The 17,759-nt window shown below is 63.7% G+C and carries 16 protein-coding genes; 11 read left to right on the top strand and 5 right to left on the bottom strand.

What is annotated here, in order from left to right; all coding sequences use genetic code 11:
* Positions 1-176: 176 nt before the first annotated feature.
* The 4 genes from NKL04_RS04185 (at position 177) to NKL04_RS04170 (ending at position 1,984) form a co-directional block, all read left to right on the top strand.
* Entirely contained in the window at positions 177-860 is a 684-nt protein-coding gene (locus NKL04_RS04185) for a TetR/AcrR family transcriptional regulator (RefSeq protein WP_023699584.1), read from the top strand.
* 130 nt (positions 861-990) lie between these two features.
* Positions 991-1,536, top strand: a complete 546-nt coding sequence (locus NKL04_RS04180; RefSeq protein WP_023699585.1) for an SspB family protein — start codon at positions 991-993, stop codon at positions 1,534-1,536.
* 18 nt (positions 1,537-1,554) lie between these two features.
* The gene (locus tag NKL04_RS04175; RefSeq protein ID WP_023699586.1) at positions 1,555-1,749 is read left to right on the top strand and encodes a DUF4169 family protein; all 195 of its coding nucleotides are present in this window, start codon (positions 1,555-1,557) and stop codon (positions 1,747-1,749) included.
* A 13-nt stretch (positions 1,750-1,762) separates the two neighbouring features.
* On the top strand, positions 1,763-1,984 hold the full coding sequence (locus NKL04_RS04170; protein WP_023699587.1) for a ribbon-helix-helix domain-containing protein: 222 nt from the start codon (positions 1,763-1,765) through the stop codon (positions 1,982-1,984).
* Between the two features lie 7 nt (positions 1,985-1,991).
* Here the strand turns inward: NKL04_RS04170 and NKL04_RS04165 are convergent, their stop codons facing one another.
* The 3 genes from NKL04_RS04165 to NKL04_RS04155 all read right to left on the bottom strand — a co-directional run bounded on the left by NKL04_RS04165 (position 1,992) and on the right by NKL04_RS04155 (position 8,012).
* On the bottom strand, positions 1,992-5,945 hold the full coding sequence (locus NKL04_RS04165) for an AsmA family protein (protein ID WP_023699588.1): 3,954 nt from the start codon (positions 5,943-5,945) through the stop codon (positions 1,992-1,994).
* A 157-nt stretch (positions 5,946-6,102) separates the two neighbouring features.
* Positions 6,103-6,582 (bottom strand): hypothetical protein, encoded by a 480-nt coding sequence (locus NKL04_RS04160; RefSeq protein ID WP_023667425.1) that lies wholly within the window; start codon positions 6,580-6,582, stop codon positions 6,103-6,105.
* Positions 6,583-6,602: 20 nt separating this feature from the next.
* Entirely contained in the window at positions 6,603-8,012 is a 1,410-nt protein-coding gene (locus NKL04_RS04155) for an FAD-binding oxidoreductase (protein ID WP_023667426.1), read from the bottom strand.
* Between the two features lie 102 nt (positions 8,013-8,114).
* Between NKL04_RS04155 and NKL04_RS04150 the strand changes: the two genes are divergently transcribed.
* The 5 genes from NKL04_RS04150 to NKL04_RS04130 all read left to right on the top strand — a co-directional run bounded on the left by NKL04_RS04150 (position 8,115) and on the right by NKL04_RS04130 (position 10,797).
* The gene (locus NKL04_RS04150) at positions 8,115-8,600 is read left to right on the top strand and encodes a thioesterase family protein (RefSeq protein ID WP_023699589.1); all 486 of its coding nucleotides are present in this window, start codon (positions 8,115-8,117) and stop codon (positions 8,598-8,600) included.
* A gap of 144 nt (positions 8,601-8,744) precedes the next feature.
* A complete protein-coding gene (locus NKL04_RS04145) occupies positions 8,745-8,942 on the top strand; it encodes a hypothetical protein (protein WP_013531006.1) in 198 nt (65 codons plus the stop codon).
* Positions 8,929-9,147, top strand: a complete 219-nt coding sequence (locus tag NKL04_RS04140) for a hypothetical protein (RefSeq protein ID WP_155929625.1) — start codon at positions 8,929-8,931, stop codon at positions 9,145-9,147. The genes NKL04_RS04145 and NKL04_RS04140 overlap by 14 nt, the downstream gene beginning before the upstream one ends.
* A gap of 55 nt (positions 9,148-9,202) precedes the next feature.
* The gene (locus tag NKL04_RS04135; RefSeq protein ID WP_023699590.1) at positions 9,203-10,351 is read left to right on the top strand and encodes a histidine kinase dimerization/phosphoacceptor domain -containing protein; all 1,149 of its coding nucleotides are present in this window, start codon (positions 9,203-9,205) and stop codon (positions 10,349-10,351) included.
* A complete protein-coding gene (locus NKL04_RS04130; protein ID WP_023668313.1) occupies positions 10,348-10,797 on the top strand; it encodes a response regulator in 450 nt (149 codons plus the stop codon). Before NKL04_RS04135 ends, NKL04_RS04130 begins: the two co-directional genes overlap by 4 nt.
* 3 nt (positions 10,798-10,800) lie before the next feature.
* Here NKL04_RS04130 and NKL04_RS04125 read toward each other — a convergent pair whose 3' ends face one another.
* A complete protein-coding gene (locus tag NKL04_RS04125) occupies positions 10,801-11,706 on the bottom strand; it encodes a dienelactone hydrolase family protein (RefSeq protein ID WP_023682108.1) in 906 nt (301 codons plus the stop codon).
* A gap of 135 nt (positions 11,707-11,841) precedes the next feature.
* Here NKL04_RS04125 and NKL04_RS04120 point away from each other — a divergent pair, with 135 nt between their 5' ends.
* Positions 11,842-12,342: a hypothetical protein gene (locus tag NKL04_RS04120; RefSeq protein ID WP_156951417.1), complete on the top strand. Its 501-nt coding sequence runs from the start codon at positions 11,842-11,844 to the stop codon at positions 12,340-12,342.
* A gap of 12 nt (positions 12,343-12,354) precedes the next feature.
* Here the strand turns inward: NKL04_RS04120 and NKL04_RS04115 are convergent, their stop codons facing one another.
* Complete coding sequence (locus NKL04_RS04115) at positions 12,355-14,667, bottom strand: glucose/quinate/shikimate family membrane-bound PQQ-dependent dehydrogenase (RefSeq protein WP_023682110.1); 2,313 nt, start codon at positions 14,665-14,667, stop codon at positions 12,355-12,357.
* Between the two features lie 284 nt (positions 14,668-14,951).
* Here NKL04_RS04115 and NKL04_RS04110 point away from each other — a divergent pair, with 284 nt between their 5' ends.
* Complete coding sequence (locus tag NKL04_RS04110) at positions 14,952-17,684, top strand: ATP-dependent helicase (RefSeq protein ID WP_352723316.1); 2,733 nt, start codon at positions 14,952-14,954, stop codon at positions 17,682-17,684.
* The last annotated feature ends 75 nt before the right edge of the window (positions 17,685-17,759 follow it).

Below are 17,759 nucleotides of genomic sequence, written 5' to 3'. Positions count from 1 at the left end.
CTTTCAAGTCTGGTTGGCGCCGCCAACGCGACGACTAACCCTAGGACGTTCCATCCCGTTGAAATCCGACGGCTCAGAGCGAGATTATTCGTCTCTACGGAGCGAATTCCCATTTATTGTGTCCACAAATTTAGACAGCCTTGTCTAATTCGTCAATCACCTCTATATAGATTTCTATGAAGCTTGCCGTTTCTCCTGACATTTTCCCGCCACGCGGCCACGAGGCCAAGCGTATGTCGATCATCGATGCGGCGGCTTCGGTCTTCTGCCGGGAAGGCTTTGCCGGCGCCAATATCGACCTGATCGCGGTGGAGGCCGGCGTGTCGCGCCAGACCATCTACAATCACCACCGCGACAAGGAAAAGCTCTTCGTGGCTGTGGTGCGCGATCTGACGGAGCGCTGCAATGCCGGCATCTTCGCCACCTTCGCCTCTTTCCCAGACCAGCCGAAGGATCTGGAAGCCGACCTGATCGGCTTTGCCGTGCGCATGAATCAGAACTGCATCTGCAACCGCGACGGACGCTTCCTGCGCAAGCTGATCCAGACCGAAGGCGAGCGCTATCCCGAGCTCTTCGCAGAATGGCGCGACCAGGGGCCGGGCCGGACCTGGCCCGCACTTGCCGCCCGTTTTGCCCGCCTCGCCCATGCCGGCCATCTCGCAGTCGACGATCCCGATGTCGCCGCACGCCAGTTCCTGGCGCTGGCCAACGCCGAACTGCAGACCACCTTCATGCTAGGCGGCATGCCGTCCGAAGACGAAGTGTTGCAATCCGCGACCCACGGCGTGCGCACCTTCCTGCGCGCCTTCGGCAAGCGCAGATCCGCGGCAGCGGTGGAAAAACAGCTGGCCAGCGCCTGAACGTCAAAGCCGGCGATCAAATCGTTCGTCACGGGCTTCGCTTCGGCGCATCAGCGATCTATATCCGGTTTACGCCGCGCTCAAGCTTGATTACAGCTATGCGGACGATTCAACGGAACCCGACCAGCACATGGCCGACGACCACATCCGCTACGACATTCTGGCCCAGGAGGCATTGCGCGGCGTCATGCGCAAGGTCCTGGCCGAAGTCGCGCGCACCGGCCTTCCCGGCAATCATCATTTCTTCATCACATTCCTGACCGGCGCGCCGGGCGTGCGGGTGTCCTCCAGGCTGCGCGAGCGCTATCCCGAACAGATGACCATCGTCATCCAGTTCCAGTATTGGGACCTCAAGGTGACCGATACCGGCTTCGAGGTCGGGCTGTCCTTCTCCGACGTGCCGGAGAAGCTGGAAATCCCGTTCTCGGCCGTACGCGGCTTCTACGACCCATCGGTCAATTTCGAACTCGAATTCGACGTCAAGACCGACGTCCCGGCGGAAGACGATGCAGCCGCCCAGCCGGCTCCCGAGCCTTTGGCTATCGTCTCCGAGAAAAAGCCGAAGGCCGAGAAGAAGGCAGCTGCCACCGAGGCCGAGAAAAAGCCCGCCGTGGCCGATGCCGCCGCCGGCAAGGGCGCCGACGTCGTGTCGCTCGACGCCTTCCGCAAGAAGTAGCGGGACGGTCGGCGCGACATGGGCGAAATCGTCAACCTTCGCCAGGTCCGCAAGCAGAAGGCGCGCACCGAAAAGGAAAAGCTCGCCGGCGAGAACCGCGCTCTGCACGGCCGTTCCAAAGCCGAAAGAACTCGTGACCGGCTGACATTGGACAAGGCCGAAAAATTCGTCGCCGGCCACCGCCGCGAACGCCCGGAAGACCAGGGCGATTGATGGACGGCCTGCGGTGAGCCCGGTCGAAAAACGCTCGGTGACCATCCGCGGCCATCGCACCAGCTATTCCCTCGAAAAACCCTTTTACGACGATCTCCTCGCCATCGCCGCCGCGCGCAAGCTGACGCTTGCTGCCCTGGTCGCCGAAATCGACGAAACAAGGCCGCGCGATGCGAATCTGTCGTCGGCCCTCAGGCTCCACGTGCTGGACTGGGCCAAGCGCGGCGCGGTCTGAATGGTTCTTAATTGCCCAGCGACTTCAGCAAATTGTCGACGGAGAACGGATTTGTCCTGGGCTTCGGCGGCACCGGGGCCGAACCGTCACTGACACCGGGAAGTGAGCGGTCGACCTTCGGCGCCTGCTCCTGAGCCTTGCGCTCGGCCTCCAGCCTGGCTTTTTCCTGCGAAGCGATCCGAGCCTGTTCGGCCTTCTTCCGTTCGTCCTCGGCCTTGGCGGCGTCTTCGGCAGCCTGCTCTTCCGCCTGGGCTTTCGCGTCCGCATCTGCCTTGGCCTTTGCGTCAGCCTCTGCTTGCGCTTTCGCATCGGCATCGGCCTTTGCTTCGGCATCCGCCTTGGCCTTGGCATCCGCTTCGGCCTGTGCCTTCGCATCGGCCTGTGCCTTCGCCTTGGCGTCGGCCTCGGCTTTGAGCCGTGCCGCTTCCTCCTGCTTGCGCAATTCCTCGGCCGCGTTGTCGCGCTCGGTCTGCAGGGCGGCGTAGTAGCGCACCTCGCGCCGCAGCCGCTGCTTCTCGAGCAGTGCGGCCTGCATCGCCTCGACCCGCTGCTGCTCCTTTTCCAGCGCGCGCTGGGTCAAAAATTGCGCCAGCGGCTCGCTGTCGAACTGCTTCTTCAGCGCCCCGAACGGCCCATCGACGCTGAAATTGACCGTCGGATCGGAGCCGATCAGCGCCTCGTCGCCAGGCTTGTAGGTGACAGCGCCCTTGGTGGCGACGGTGCCGGTGTTGAGGTCGGCCGTGATGTCGGCAGACAGCGTCGCCGCCTGGTTTTCGAATTTGATCGGTGGTGCCCGCAACGTGCCGCCGGCGACCGTGAAGGCGATGTCGGCATCGCCGGCAGCAAAGCTGCCGTCGCCAGCGATCTCAGGTGCAAAGCCCGCGGTCTTTGCTGTGTCGATGTCGCGCCCGATCGCATCAGCCTTGGCAATCAACGCGCCGAAGGCATCGGGATTGACGCCGGCAATGGTGAGGCCTTTCAGCGCCGCCGTGCCCGAGCCGGAGAGTGCGGCAATCATCGCGTCGACCGATTTGCCGCTGGTCGACAGCCCTGTCGAGAAGTCGCCGCTGCCACTCAGGCCGGCAGCCGGCAGCACGGTCGCCAGGTCAGCGCCGGCAAGCCTCATCTGGCCGGAGAACAGCCCCGTGCCGTCTGTGTTCTTCAACTCGAACAATCCGGTGAGCGCGCCGCCGAGCAGTTTTGCCTTCAGGTCCGAAACGCGGATGCCTTCCTGGTCCAGTTTCAACGACAGCGACGCGTCATAGGCTGTCGCCAGCGGTCCGGCGGCAAGCGTCGCCGTCGTCAGATCGAGATCGGCGCTGAACGGCAGGCTGGAGTTCTGGCTGAATGGCGCCGTCGGCCAGTTCGCGTTGCTGCTGAGGAACGACTGGTCACCGAACAGCGCAACCGCAATCGGGTCGAGGTCCAGTTCGTCGAGCGCCAGCGCACCGGCAAAATGCGGCAGCCCCTGCTTCGCATCGATGTTGACGTCGCCCGAAATCTCCGACTCGTTGATGGATCCGCTGAGGCCGCTCAACACCAGCAGGCCATTGCCGAAATCGGCATCCGCGCTGAGCGAGGTCGAGGTGCCCGTTCCCATGCCCGGCAGGCCGGCGCCGGTCGTCATCAGCCAGGGCTCGATGTCGGAGGCGTCGAGGCCGATCTTGCCCTTGGCGGTGGCGCCTTGCGGCGTCTGAGCAACGGTGCCGTCGAACGTCGCCTTGAAGTCATCGGCGGCGAAATTGAAGCTCGTCGCCAGGCCGCCGCCAAACGTGCCTTTCGCCGAAATATCGGTGCTTGCCTGGCCGAGCATGCCGAGCGGCAGCGCCGGCAGGCCGTAGAGCGCCAGCAGCGCCGTGGCGTCGGGGTTTTTGGCGTTGAAGGTCAGCGTCACCGGCGCGTCGAGCAACTGGCCGACGGCCCCCTTGCCCGACAGCGACGCCGAAAAGGCCGAACCACCGGCCTTGCCTTGTCCGCTCACCGCCAGCCCGGTCGTGCCGTCGCCATTGTCGGCGGCGCTCGCCACCAGATCGACGCGCGCGTCCTGGAACAGTTCAGGATAGGCGGCCGTGCGGCCAGCCAGTCCCTTCAGCATCAGATTGTCGGGATAGTGTTGCGCGGCAATGTCGATCAGCGGCTTCAGATCGACTGCGACCACCGAGGCATCGAGCTTGCCGGTCGGGCTTGCCGGAAAATCCTTGATCCGGCCGGTGGCGCTGATCGAGGCGCCGGCAAGGCCGCCAATCGACAGCCGGTCGATTTCGAGCAGCCCGTCGCGGAGCCGGAGCGCGGTATCGACCGTGTCGGCGGTGAGCCCGCCGGCATTGACCGGCCCTGCCTTGATCTGAAAATCGAGGTCGCGGTCGGAAAAGCGGTTGGCGCCCTTGTCGCTGACGAAGATCGAGGCGAAGGCCGTCAGCCCGTCGACATCGAGTTCGCCGCCCTCGAGCCGCATCAGCACCGAGGACTTGGCGTCGTCGGGCTGGCTGGAATCGATGCGGCCGGTGAACTTCGACTTGCCGAGGATCAGTTCGAGATCGCTGAACGCCTGGCGCTTCTCCGACAGGTCCACCTTGGCCTTGAAGCCGGCGGCCGGCAGCCGGCGGATCGCCTCGTCGACATCTTTGGACAACCAGGCAGCAAAGCCGGAAGGCTGCGCCACCGCCAGCAGCATGGAGCCGCTGAAACCGAAATGATCTTCGACGCTGAGCATGCCGCTGGCTTCCAGCGTCGTGCGCCCGGGCAAGGTCGCGGCCAGCGATTTCACCGACCAGCCGCCCTCGACCGGCTCGGCCGAGAGATGCACGTCGCGCACCGTGGTGTCGCCAGCCACCACCGCCGGCAGCTTGACCTCGACAGTGCCGGGGATACTCGGCTTCGGCAGTTCGAGCAGCGCCTGCTCGATCCCGGCAATGCGCTGGTCCAGCGTCAGGCCGGCGCCCTTCTCAGCGCCCACCGCCTCGTCCAGTTGCACCTGCGCGCCATTGGCCTCGATGGCGAAGTTCGGCCTAAGGCCGAGATCGACCGAAGCCTTGCCGTCGGCTGTGTAGGGATTGTCGAGCGGCCCGGTCTCGAAGCGGAATTCGTCGACGCCGAGCTTCTGGTGATCAAGCGAGAACTTGCCGTTCAGCCGGAAGCCCGGATCGGGCTTGCCGGCGCTGACCTTGCCCGTATTGATCTCGACAACCTCACCATCGCTGCCGCGCAGCGTAGCCGAATTCTTGTCGTTGCCGGAAATCTTGAACTGGCCGGAATAGACGGCAGCCCCATTGACGATGCCTGCATTGCCGTCGGTTTCGATGACCAGTGGATAGGCATCGGGATCAACCTTGAGCCTCAGCCGCATCTGGCCGCTGCCTTCGGCCTTGCCGGTCGAAGCCGCAACCGTCGAACGCAGTCCGTCGAGCAGCAACGTTCCGTCCATGCGCCACGGCCCGGCCAGCGACTTGGCAGAGATGGTCGAATTGATCTCGGAAATCAGATGGCTGCGCCCGCCTGCGGCATGGCGGAGCGCAATTTCTCCCTCCGTCACCGTGAGCTTCTCGATCGAGATCTGGTTGAGATCGAAGGGCGAGGACGGCCGTATCGCCCAGTCGACCGTGCCGTTATCGGCGATGTCGATCGTCGCCTTCGGATGCACCAGCCGCATGTCGAAAATCAGCACTTCGCCGCGCAGGAACGGCGCCAGTTCCGCGTCCATCGAAAAGGTCTCGACGGTCATTGCCGGCTGGCCGCCGGGGCCGCCGGCGACCGTGACGTTTGAGAAGGTCACCGAGGGGAACGGCAACAGCCGCGCCGTGGCGTCGCCTTGCACCGTCACCTTGCGGCCGAGAATGGCGCTCGCCTCGCGCTCGAATTGGGCGCGGTACCCGGTCCAATCGACAAAATACGGCACCACCAGCGCCGCAACCAGCACCAGCACAAACAAGCCACCGAAGATCACGAACAGGCGTGCGAGCATCAGCTCCGAACGGGTTGATTGAAAGTCAGCCGCACTCTACCCGCATCAGCGTGTCGATAAAGAGGCAATTCATCCAGAGTTGCTTGATCTCTGATGTATCTGGAAGAGCAGAGATTTTTGGACGCCTTTGACCGCGGTCCGGCCTGTGCGCAAGAGACTATCCTGCCATGGCCCGTCGGCGATATTCGTTCAGCAGCACCACCATCTCCTCAGGCGACAATGTCCAGCCCTGCGGTAATGCGGCTTCGGCGCCGAGGCTTTTGGTCACGCTGCCCATGACGGAGCTTTTCTTGACCCCCGGTGCGAAATTGTACCCGATCATATCGCCTATCCTGCGCCGGCGATGGACGACGAAGAAGCTTTCGATATTCTTCCAGGGGACCAGGTTGGGCGATCGAACAAGGCCTCCGCCGAGACTGAAACCTTGTCCGTTCAGCACCAGAATCTGCGGCCGCACAAGCTGCCAGGCAAACACCAACGCGACCAGCCCGAAAAAGGCCACGCACCACCAAAGGCCGGCAGTGTCGCCGTCCTCGGAGACATAAATCAGGAAAGCGCAGGCCAGGACAAAGAAGAGGCTGGCCGACAGCAGTAACAGTGTCTTGCCAAGCGATGCCCTTATAATCAGGGTATCCATTGCCGCTCCTCACATTTCGGCTATGCAGGTAATATCTTGCCCGGGTTCATGATGTCTTGCGGGTCGAGCGCTTTTTTTATGGAGCGCATGATGTCGACACCATGGCCGAGCTCATGGCGCAGGAAGCCGATCTTGCCCTGGCCGATGCCGTGTTCGCCGGTGCAGGTGCCGTCCATGGCGATCGCCCGCATGTTCAGCCGCGAGACGAATTTCTCCGCCAGCGCGATCTCTTTGGGGTCGTTGACATCCATCAGCACCAGCACATGGAAATTGCCGTCGCCGGCATGGCCGACGATCGGCGCAACCAGGCCCATCTCGGCAATGTCGGCCTCGGTTTCGGCAACGCATTCGGCCAGCCGCGAGATCGGCACGCAGACATCGGTCGAAAGGCCCTTGGCGCCCGGCCGTAGCGTCAGTGACGCCCAATAAGCATCGTGCCTGGCTTTCCAGAGTTTCGTGCGCTCCTCGGCGACGCTGGTCCAAAGGAATGGCCCGCCGCCATTGTCTTCAGCAATGGCACCGAAGGTCTCGGCCTGTTCGGCGACGCCGGCATCGCTGCCGTGGAACTCGACGAACAGGCACGGGCTCTCGGGATAATCGAGCTTCGAGTAATTCTTCATCGCCCGCATCTGCAGTCCATTGACCAGTTCGATCCGCGCCACCGGAATGCCCATCTGGATGGTCGCGATGACCGCGTTGCAGGCCGCCTCGAGGTTTGGAAACGGGCAGACGCCGCCGGAGATCGCCTGCGGAATGCCTTGCAGCTTCAAGGTCAGCGAGGTGATGATGCCGAGCGTGCCTTCCGAGCCGACCAGAAGCCGCGTCAGATCGTAGCCGGCCGAACTCTTTTTCGCCCGCTTGCCGGTCGTCACCGTCTCGCCATCGGCCATGACGGCCGTCAGCGACAGCACGTTTTCACGCATCGTGCCGTAGCGCACCGCATTGGTGCCGGAGGCCCGCGTTGCCGCCATGCCGCCGAGCGAAGCATTGGCGCCGGGATCGATGGGGAAGAACAGGCCGGTATCGCGCAGGTGCCGATTCAAATCCTCGCGCGTTACGCCAGGCTCGACCGTGCAGTCGAGATCCTCGGGGTTGACCGACAGGATGCGGTTCATGCGCGAGGTGTCGACCGAGATGCCGCCACCCGGCGCGTTGGTGTGGCCCTCCAGCGAGGAACCGACGCCGAAGGCGATGACCGGCACGCGGTGCGCGGCGCAGGCACGTACGATCTCCTGCACCTCTTCTGTCGTCTCCGGGAACGCGACACCGTCAGGCGCCTGCGTCGGAATATAGGTGGTGGTATGCGCATGCTGCGAGCGGATCGCCGCGCCTGTCTGGAAGCGTTCGCCGAGCTGCTGCTTGAGAATGCCGAGCACGGCGGCGATGCCTTCCTCGTTGCGTTCGACCGGATTGAGGTCGCTCAGAGCCATGAATTCCTCCGCGAATGGACCAGCGTCCACGCTTGTTATGCGATTATGGATGCGTAGTCTCGACTGCCGCGCTCTGTCCAGCACCAGAACAAGGAACTTTCCATGCCTGTTCCCGCCCCCTTAGTTTCCAAACCGATGGACATCGAGAAGGACTGGATCGACTACAACGGCCATCTCAACATGGCCTATTACAACGTGTTGTTCGACCGCTGCTCGGATGAGGCGTTCGAGGCGATGGGCATGGGGCTGGACTATGTCGAAGAGCGGCGCCTGACCATCTACACGGCCGAAGTCCATGTTTGCTATGTCCAGGAACTGCACCTCGAACACAAGGTCGTCGTATCCTTCCAGCTGATCGATCACGACGACAAGCGGCTGCGGGCCTACCAGGAAATCCGCCATGTCGATGGCTGGCTTGCCGCCACCTCCGAAACCCTGTCGCTGCATGTCGACATGTCCGGGCCGAAAGTCGCGCCCTTCCCCGCCGATGTGCAGGCCAAGGTGGAAGCCATGCGCGCCGCCCATTCTGCACTGCCGATGCCCGAGCGCGCCGGCCGTTCGATCGGTATTCGCCGCAGGACCGCTTGAAGCGCTGCCGCGCCCGCGTTAACCTTACCAAGGTTTTAACGTGAACAAGCCATTTGGGCCATTGAACGACTCAGCTGACCGTTTGAGAACGGTGCCATGCGAGTTGTGACGGGCGGCGGGCAACAGGCGGTTCGAGGAACGTGCATGAAAACCGACATCAAGGTCGAGGTGGACAGGCTGGCTGCCGATCCGCGCATCACCGACTATGATTTCTGGCGCTCGTTGAAGAACGTCAACAACGAGATCTTCCACATCGCCAACAACAACGAGCCTATCCCCTTCGACATGATCCGCTGGCGCGCCATCCTGAAGCAGGCGCGCATGAAGCGTGGCCACGCCTGATGTTTCCGCTGTTCTGAGAAAGCCGCCACCGGCGAGCGCCGCCACGGACCATTGCGACCTGATCATTTCCAAAGGTCTGCGCCAGCCCCGCTTTCAGCGAATCGGCTGCATCCGACAACCTTCAAAAACCGTTCATTTCGACAGTTTGCGCAACCGGCGATTCGGTTTCGCAAACGGCTGCCTGCGACAAGAAGATCAAGATTGAACCAATTCCACGTCTAAGCCGTTGTGACCCCTGAAAAACGGCTTGGAGTGAAAGCATGGACTGGAAAAGGACCAGGGAACCGGCCGACGCATGGCACATGACGGACAATCTGCATGCCGAGCACGGCAAGGGCGATCCGTTCGCGGCCGCCATCCGCGCCACCCGCATGTCGATGGTCATCACCGATCCCCGTCAGGCGGACAATCCGATCGTCTTTGCCAATGACGCGTTCCTGCGCCTGACCGGCTACGAGCGCGACGAGGTCATGGGCAAGAACTGCCGCTTCCTGCAGGGGCCAGAGACAGACAAGGCAGCTGTGGCTAGCGTGCGCGACGCGATAGCAGCGGGAACCGATATCGCCATCGATCTGTTGAACTACCGCAAGGACGGCTCGACATTCTGGAATGCGCTCTACATCAGCCCGGTTTCCAACGACAAAGGCGAACTCCTGTTCTTCTTTGCCTCACAGCTCGATGTCTCCGATCGCAAGCGCTCGGAGGATCGCATCACCGCCGACAAGAACCGCTTTGAAAAGGCTGTCAAGGAACGCACGCGCGAGCTTGAGGCCGCCCTTGAGGCGCAGACCACGCTGCTGCACGAGGTCGACCATCGGGTGAAAAACAACCTGCAGATGATCTCCTCGCTGATCATCATGCAAAGCCGGGCAATCAAGGATGAAGCGACGAAGCGATCCCTGACCACCATGCTGGAGCGCATCGAGGCGCTGAGCACTGTGCATCGCCGTCTCTACCAGTCAAAGGATGTCAGCCGCTTCGATGTCTCGGATTTCGCCAGGGATCTGGTCACCGACCTGCTGACCGCATCGGGGCGCGCCGAGATCAAGCCGGCGCTGGACCTCGAACCCATCGTCATTCCGGCCGAAAAAGCCACGCCTGTTGCCTTGATGGTCAATGAGCTTGTCACCAACGCGCTGAAGCACGCCTTCAAGGAAAAGCCGGACGGCACCACCGCGGGGCGCATCGGCATCAAGATGAGCCAGCCCGACGGCCACTTCAACATCGAGGTTTCCGATGACGGCGTCGGCATGGCCGAGGCCAGTGGCGATGCTTCCTTCGGCATGCGGCTGATCAAGTCGCTTGCCCGGCAGTTGCATGCCGACATCGAATGGCGCGACGCCGGCCCGGGCACAAAGGTCGTCATCTCGATGCCGAACGAACCGCAGCAGAAAGGGAAGCTGTCATGAACGAACCGCTCAAGGTCCTGATCGTCGAGGACGAGGCGTTGCTGGCGATGGAACTGGAAAGCCTCGTCGAGGAAGCCGGCCACAGCGTTGTGGGTTGGGCGACATCCTTGGCCGAAGCAAGAGGTATGATTGATACCGCCGATGCCGATATTGCCTTTGTCGATATCCACCTCGCCGACGGACCAACCGGGGTCGAGGTTGCCGAGCATATCCGCGAGGGTAACCGTTCCATGGTGGTGTTCATGACCGCCAATCCAAAACGCATCCCCGACCATTTCGCCGGCGCGATCGGCGTCATCGCCAAGCCCTACACGATGAACGGACTGGTGTCGGCGTTGCGCTATCTGCAGGAGGGCGTGCGGCGCCCGCCCCCGGTCTCGGTGCTGCCGGCCGGTTTTACGCTGTCGCCGGCCTATGAAAGCGTATGGGCGTCGTCGGCGGCCTGAAGCCTACGCCAGCTTCTCCTTGAGGAAAGCGATCGTCCGTCCCCAGGCGAGATCGGCTGCCTTCTTGTCGTAGCGCGCGGCCGAGGTGTCGTTGTTGAAGGCATGGTTGACGCCGTCATAGACATAGAGCGTGTATTCGACATGGGCGGCGTCGAGCGCTTTCTTGTAGGCATCGATGCCGGCGTCGATGCGCTCGTCGAGCCCGGCATAGTGCAGCAACAGCGCCGCCTTGATCTTCGCCACATCCTCGGCCTTCGGCTGCATGCCGTAATAGGCGACGCCGACGGCGAGATCGGGCGCGTTGACCGCCAGATTGTTGACCGTGCCGCCGCCCCAGCAGAAGCCGACAGCACCGACCTTGCCGTTGCCGTCCTTCTCGCCCTTGAGATAGGCGATGGTCGCCAGGCCATCGGCGGTGACCTGGCTGGCGTCGAGCTTGGTGAACATGTCGCGCGCCTTGTCTTCGTCAGCGGGCGTGCCGCCGAGCGGCGACAGGAAATCCGGCGCCAGCGCCACGAACCCTTCCAGCGCAACGCGCCGCGCAACATCCTTGATATGCGGGTTGAGCCCCCTGTTCTCATGCACCACGATGACGGTGCCGAGCTTGCCGGACTGGTCCGCCGGCCTGACCAGATAGCCCTTCATCTCACCGCTGCTGCCGGAATAGGTGATATCTTCAGCCTTCACGCGCGGATCGTTGTCGGCGACGATTGCCGCCTGCGCCGAATTCGCCGCAAGCAGCGGCGCGATCGCGGCCGCCGCCGCGCCCGATCCGGCAAGCCTGGTCAGCTGTTCCATGAAGCGGCGGCGGTCGAGCGTCAGATGCGTGTATTCGTCATAGGCATCGATCATCGCCTGGGTGATGGCAGGTTTGGCAGGTTTGACGGCTTCGGCGGTGGGTTTCGTCATGGCGTGCTCCTCGTTAGGAGATGATCTCACGGTCACTCCGGGATGACCTCATGGTCACTCCGGGATGACCTCGCGGTCACTCCGGGATGACTCGCGGATCAAGATAGGGTGCAAGCTCGCACGGTCCAGTCTCGGATGGGTGACGCTTGCGCCATCGAACGATGCGGCCGCCCCGCCGAACGCGCCCATCACATTTTGGTCATTTCAGAGAATGTCGATGGTGCCGCCACAATATGGAAGGAAGCTGATGATGGTCTCGCTCGTAGCGGCGAGCCCGACGAGAAGGAACAACGCCATGACCTTGTCTACTCCGATCCTTGCAAGCGCGCTCGTGCTTGCTGTTGCTGCCTTGCTGGCAATGCGCTCCGCTGCTGCCGCAGCCGCCGCTCGGATGGTGAAGGTCCGCGTCGACCGGCGTCGGCCGGCACCACGCTGATCCAGCAGGCCGAAACAGGGCCGCAGCTAACCAATGAAGTACTGGGCTCCGTGCCCGGCCTCAAAGGCCATCTCTTACGCAAGCTGACCAAGGCTGCTGCTGCCCTCATCGCCCTGCCGGGCACTTCTCCCCGTATAGATGCCGGCAGGCAGATGAGGGGCGGCGCGACAGAATATCTGCCGGGCCGATCACTTACCTAAGTCACATCGCTGCTACTTCGGCAGCGTATAGGCCATCACATAGTCGCCGGGCTTGGTGCCGACCGAGCCATGGCCGCCGGCGACGATGACCACGAACTGGCGGCCGTCGGCGACGGTGTAGGTCATCGGCGTCGACTGCCCACCGGCCGGCAGCCTGGCCTGCCAAAGCTGCTTGCCCGATGTCAGGTCATAGGCGCGCAGATAGTCGTCGACCGCCGCGCCCAGGAAGACGACGCCGCCGGCGGTGATCATCGGCCCGCCAATGCCGGGAACACCGACCTTCAGCGGCAAGGGCAACGGCGTCATGTCGTAGACGGTGCCGTTGCGGTGCTTGTAGGCGATCTTGCCGGTTCTGAGGTCCGCTCCCGCCACATAGCCCCATGGCGGCGCCTGGCAGGGCACGCCGAGCGGCGACAGGAACGGCCCCATCACCACCGCATAGGGTGCGCCCTCATTGCGGTTCAGCCCCTGCTCGCTGCCGCGCCCCTCATCCGGCGGCGGCACCTGGTCGCGCGGAATGAGCTGCGATTTGAACGCCAGATAGGTCGGCATGCCGAACATCACCTGCCGCACCGGATCGACGGCGACGCCGCCCCAGTTGAATGTGCCGAAATTACCGGGATAGACCAGCGACCCCTGCACCGATGGCGGGGTGTAGCGGCCCTCGTAGCGCAGGCCCTGGAATTCGATCCGGCAGGCCAGCTGGTCGAACATGGTGATGCCCCACATGTCGGCGCCGGTCAGCGGCCTCGGATTGAAGGAGAGATCCGAGACCGGCTGCGTCGGCGACGTGTGATCGCCCTCGACAGCGCCGCCCGGCGCCGGCACTTCCTTGATCGGGATGATCGGCTCGCCGCTGCGCCGGTCGAGCACGTAGAGGTCGCCCTGCTTGGTCGGTCCAACCAGGCCCGGAACGACGCCGGCAGCGGTGGTGATGTCGACCAGGGTCGGCTGTGCCGGCACATCCATGTCCCAGAGGTCGTGATGCACGGTCTGCCGCACCCAGCGCACTTGTCCGGTGGCCAGATCGAGCGCGGTGATCGAGGAGGAAAACTTCTCGACATTGGCGCTGCGGCCCATCCCGAGCTGGTCCGGCGTCTGGTTGCCGAGCGGCACATAGAGCAGGCCGAGCTTCTCGTCGGCGCTTGCCGTCGACCACATGTTGGGCGAGTTGTGGGTGTAGGTCTGGCCTGCCGCCAGCGGCGTTGTCTGGTCCGGATTGCCGGAATCCCAGTTCCACACCAGGGCGCCGGTGTCGACGTCGAAGGCCCGGATGACGCCGGACGGCTCTTGCGTCGAATAATTGTCGTTGACCGCGCCGCCGATGATGATCTTGCCGCCCGCAATCAGCGGCGCCGAGGTCGAGTAATAATAGCCCGACTTCGGATACGGCATGTTGGTCAACAAATTGAGCGTGCCGGCTTCGGCGAAGGACGGGCAGACCTGGCCGTTGGCGGCGTCGAGCGCGATCAGCCGCGCATCCGAGGTCGGCAGATAGACGCGCGTCGCGCAAGGCTGGCCGGCGGCGATCTTGGCATCGGCATAATAGGACACGCCGCGGCAGGTCTGGTGCTGGCGGTCCTTGTCGAGCTTGATCTTGGGATCGAAACGCCATTTCTCCTTGCCGGTGGCGGCATCGATGGCGATGGCGAAATTGTGCGGCGTGCAGATATAGAGCGCATCGCCCACCTTCAGCGGCGTCACCTGGTAGGTGGTTTCGCCGACATCGTCCGGCCCTTTCACGTCGCCGGTCTGGTAGATCCAGGCCGGCTGCAATTTGGCGACATTGTCGGGCGTGATCTGGTCGAGCGGCGAATAGCGCTGGCCAAATTGCGTACGGCCGTAGAAATGCCATTCGCCCGGAGGCACATTGCCGCCGAGATCGGCAGTCGGCGTCACCTTGTCGGCGCTGAGGTCGCCGGCGATGTCCTTGGGATCGGCCGTCATCGAATAACCGGCGACGGCGAGCGATGCGAGCACGGCCAGAATGAGCGGCGCGCGCGCGTCGGGGCCGATCAGGCCCCGCCTTGCCCAAGGCGTCAGCAGCCACAGCGCCAGAAGCACGATGATGCCGCCGCGCGGTCCGAGTTCCCACCAGTCGAAGCCGATTTCCCACACCGCCCAGGCCAGCGTGCCGAGCACGATCGCCGCGTAGAGCCAGAGCGCCGTCGATTTGCGCCGGAAGAGCAGCCATGCGGCGATGAGGAAGGCGAGACCGGTGACGACATAGTACCAGCTGCCGCCCAGCATCGCGAGCCAGACGCCGCCGCCGCCAAGTGCGAGGCCGATGAGGAACAGGATGAGGGAGGTGATGACGACAGCCAAGACGATACTCCTTCGACTGATGCGCTTTGCAGCGCCTCACGGGCAGCCGCCCCTGCCCTGTCGCCAGCTTTCTCCCCCAGGCCGCGTGTGTCAAGCTGGCCCTGCCAGCATAAGGCGAGAGCAAACGCTCGACTTCATTCCGCTCCCACGCTGCAGCACCTCCACGACATTGTCGGGCGTCGGGACGATGAAATTCGCACTGCGCCCCAGAATCTCACTTTCAAACCAGAACAAAACGTAGACACTTCTGGTCTTTCGCTCCCGAATCACTACATTCGGGGGAGATGTCCGGCTTTGCGGAAGACATGCCCTTTTTTGACGAACCCAATGCGCGGCCCGCAGCCCCGTCGGGCATAGCTGCGCGCGCCATGGCGGCCCGCAGCGGCCCCAACAGCGCGCCCGATTATCTCAACGGCCTCAACCCCGAGCAGCGGCTGGCGGTGGAAACCACCGAAGGCCCGGTCCTGGTGCTGGCCGGCGCCGGCACCGGCAAGACCCGCGTGCTGACCACCCGCATCGCCCATATCCTGGCCACCGGCAGGGCTTTCCCCTCGCAGATCCTGGCGGTGACCTTCACCAACAAGGCCGCGCGCGAGATGAAGCAGCGCATCGGCCATCTCGTCGGCGAAGCCGTCGAGGGCATGCCGTGGCTCGGCACCTTCCACTCCATCGGCGTCAAGCTCTTGCGCCGCCACGCTGAGCTGGCCGGGCTCAAATCCGATTTCACCATCCTCGACACCGACGATGTCGTACGGCTGATCAAGCAGCTGATCCAGGCCGAAGGCCTCGACGACAAGCGCTGGCCGGCCAAGCAGTTCGCGCAGATGATCGACGGCTGGAAGAACAAGGGCCAAGGCCCCGCCGACATTGCCGAGGGCGACGCGCGCAGCTTCGCCAACGGCAAGGGCCGGGAACTCTACAAGGCCTATCAGGAGCGGCTGAAGACGCTGAACGCCTGCGACTTCGGCGATCTGCTCTGCCACCCGATCCGCATCTTCCGCGCCAATCCGGACGTGCTGAAGGACTACCACAAGCGCTTCAAATACATCCTCGTCGACGAGTACCAGGACACCAACACCGCGCAATACATGTGGCTGCGGCTGCTGGCGCAAAGACCTACCTCCCCCTCGATGGGGGAGGTCGCGCCGCGTAGCGGCGCGGGTGGGGGTGGCAGCGCCGGCGCCAGTCACCCCTCCCCGCCGCTTCGCGGCGACCCTCCCCATCCAGGGGAGGGTAAAGCGCGCTCGGCCAAAGGCCGCATGCCCGACCGGGCGTCCGAGCCGTTGCGAGGGCCCGCGCCGGCAGGCGCGGAACAGCCCGTGAGCGTGAATATTTGCTGCGTCGGCGACGACGACCAATCGATCTATGGCTGGCGTGGCGCCGAGGTCGACAACATCCTGCGCTTCGACAAGGATTTTCCCGGCGCCACCATCATCCGTCTGGAGCGCAATTATCGCTCGACCGCGCACATCCTCGGCACTGCCTCGCACCTCATCGCCCACAATGAGGGCCGCTTCGGCAAGACGCTGTTCACCGAGAAGGTCGCCGAGGACGACGAGAAGGTGCATGTCCACGCCGCCTGGGATTCCGAGGAGGAGGCGCGCGCCGTCGGCGAGACCATCGAGACCTACCAGCGTGCCAAGCACAAGCTCAATGATATGGCCATCCTGGTCCGCGCCTCCTTCCAGATGCGCGAATTCGAGGATCGCTTCGTCACGCTCGGCCTCAACTACCGCGTCATCGGCGGCCCGCGCTTCTATGAGCGCATGGAAATCCGCGATGCACTGGCCTTCTTCCGCGTCGTCGCGCAGGGCGCCGACGACCTCGCCTTCGAGCGCATCGTCAATGTCCCCAAGCGCGGCCTGGGTGAAGCCACCATCCGCCAGATCCACGACACGGCGCGGAGCTTGCGCATCCCGATGCTGGAGGCAGCCGCCAAGCTCGCAGAAAGCGACGAGCTGAAGCCCAAGCCCCGCGCGGCCTTGCGCGAAGTGGCGGCCAATTTCGAGCGCTGGCAGAAGGCGCTGGAAACCACGCCGCACACCGAACTCGCCGAGACCATTCTGGAGGAGAGCGGCTACACCGACATGTGGAAGAACGACCGCTCGGTCGAGGCGCCGGGCCGGCTGGAAAACCTGAAAGAGCTTATCCGCTCGATGGAGGAGTACGAATCGCTGCGCTCCTTCCTCGAACATGTCGCCCTGGTCATGGACGCCGAGCAGAACGCCGAGCTTGACGCCGTCAACATCATGACGCTGCATTCGGCAAAAGGCCTCGAATTCGAGACCGTGTTCCTCCCCGGCTGGGAGGAAGGCCTGTTCCCGCACCAACGCGCGCTGGACGAAGGCGGCCGCTCCGGCCTGGAGGAAGAGCGCCGTCTCGCCTATGTCGGCCTGACCCGGGCCAAGAAGAACCTGCATCTGTGGTTCGTCTCCAACCGCCGCATCCACGGCCTGTGGCAATCGACCATCCCGTCGCGCTTTCTGGACGAACTGCCGGAAGCCCATGTCGAGGTCGCCGAAAGCGGCAACTCCTATGGCGGCTACGGCAATTCCTATGGCGGCGGTTCGTTCGCGTCGGGCCGTGGCGGCCAGGGCGCAGGGCGGCAGAACCCCTACGGCGCCTCGCGCTTCGACAATGTCGGCGCGGAAAAATCCGGCGCCTTCTCCAACACCTATGCGACGCCCGGCTGGCAGCGCGCGCAGGCCAACCGCACCGAGGCGACCGACCGCAACTGGGGCTCGCGCTCCGGCCACCAGGTCGAGCGCATCGGCTATGGCGAGACCGACTCCGGCTACGGCGCCGGCCGAACCAGCGTCAAAGGCCGCACCATTGACGGCGAACTGGTCGCCAAATCCGTCGCCGACACGCCGTCGCCCTTCAGCGTCGGCGACCGCGTCTTCCACCAGAAATTCGGCAACGGCAACATCTCCAACATCGAAGGCAACAAGCTGACCATCGACTTCGACAAGGCCGGCCAGAAACGCGTGCTGGACGGGTTTGTGGCGGCGGTGTGAGCGCCCGCTTGTCCTGTTGTCCTACAAGCGACCACATTGTTGTAGTCTGGCGGAGCCCTCCCCGCCTCGTCATCC

It is taken from the genome of Mesorhizobium sp. C264A, from assembly GCF_040324515.1.
Lineage (GTDB): Bacteria > Pseudomonadota > Alphaproteobacteria > Rhizobiales > Rhizobiaceae > Mesorhizobium.
Note: the sequence above shows the minus strand (reverse complement) of the source record. Positions and strands in the feature narration are given on the sequence as shown.

Bases quoted from the DNA above. Each gene is read 5' to 3' on its own strand.
- NKL04_RS04160 (WP_023667425.1), bottom strand. From the start codon at position 6,582: ATGGATACCCTGATTATAAGGGCATCGCTTGGCAAGACACTGTTACTG.
- NKL04_RS04150 (WP_023699589.1), top strand. From the start codon at position 8,115: ATGCCTGTTCCCGCCCCCTTAGTTTCCAAACCGATGGACATCGAGAAG.
- NKL04_RS04135 (WP_023699590.1), top strand. From the start codon at position 9,203: ATGGACTGGAAAAGGACCAGGGAACCGGCCGACGCATGGCACATGACG.
- NKL04_RS04155 (WP_023667426.1), bottom strand. From the start codon at position 8,012: ATGGCTCTGAGCGACCTCAATCCGGTCGAACGCAACGAGGAAGGCATC.
- NKL04_RS04130 (WP_023668313.1), top strand. From the start codon at position 10,348: ATGAACGAACCGCTCAAGGTCCTGATCGTCGAGGACGAGGCGTTGCTG.
- NKL04_RS04175 (WP_023699586.1), top strand. From the start codon at position 1,555: ATGGGCGAAATCGTCAACCTTCGCCAGGTCCGCAAGCAGAAGGCGCGC.
- NKL04_RS04180 (WP_023699585.1), top strand. From the start codon at position 991: ATGGCCGACGACCACATCCGCTACGACATTCTGGCCCAGGAGGCATTG.
- NKL04_RS04110 (WP_352723316.1), top strand. From the start codon at position 14,952: ATGTCCGGCTTTGCGGAAGACATGCCCTTTTTTGACGAACCCAATGCG.
- NKL04_RS04185 (WP_023699584.1), top strand. From the start codon at position 177: ATGAAGCTTGCCGTTTCTCCTGACATTTTCCCGCCACGCGGCCACGAG.
- NKL04_RS04145 (WP_013531006.1), top strand. From the start codon at position 8,745: ATGAAAACCGACATCAAGGTCGAGGTGGACAGGCTGGCTGCCGATCCG.
- NKL04_RS04125 (WP_023682108.1), bottom strand. From the start codon at position 11,706: ATGACGAAACCCACCGCCGAAGCCGTCAAACCTGCCAAACCTGCCATC.
- NKL04_RS04120 (WP_156951417.1), top strand. From the start codon at position 11,842: ATGGGTGACGCTTGCGCCATCGAACGATGCGGCCGCCCCGCCGAACGC.
- NKL04_RS04165 (WP_023699588.1), bottom strand. From the start codon at position 5,945: ATGCTCGCACGCCTGTTCGTGATCTTCGGTGGCTTGTTTGTGCTGGTG.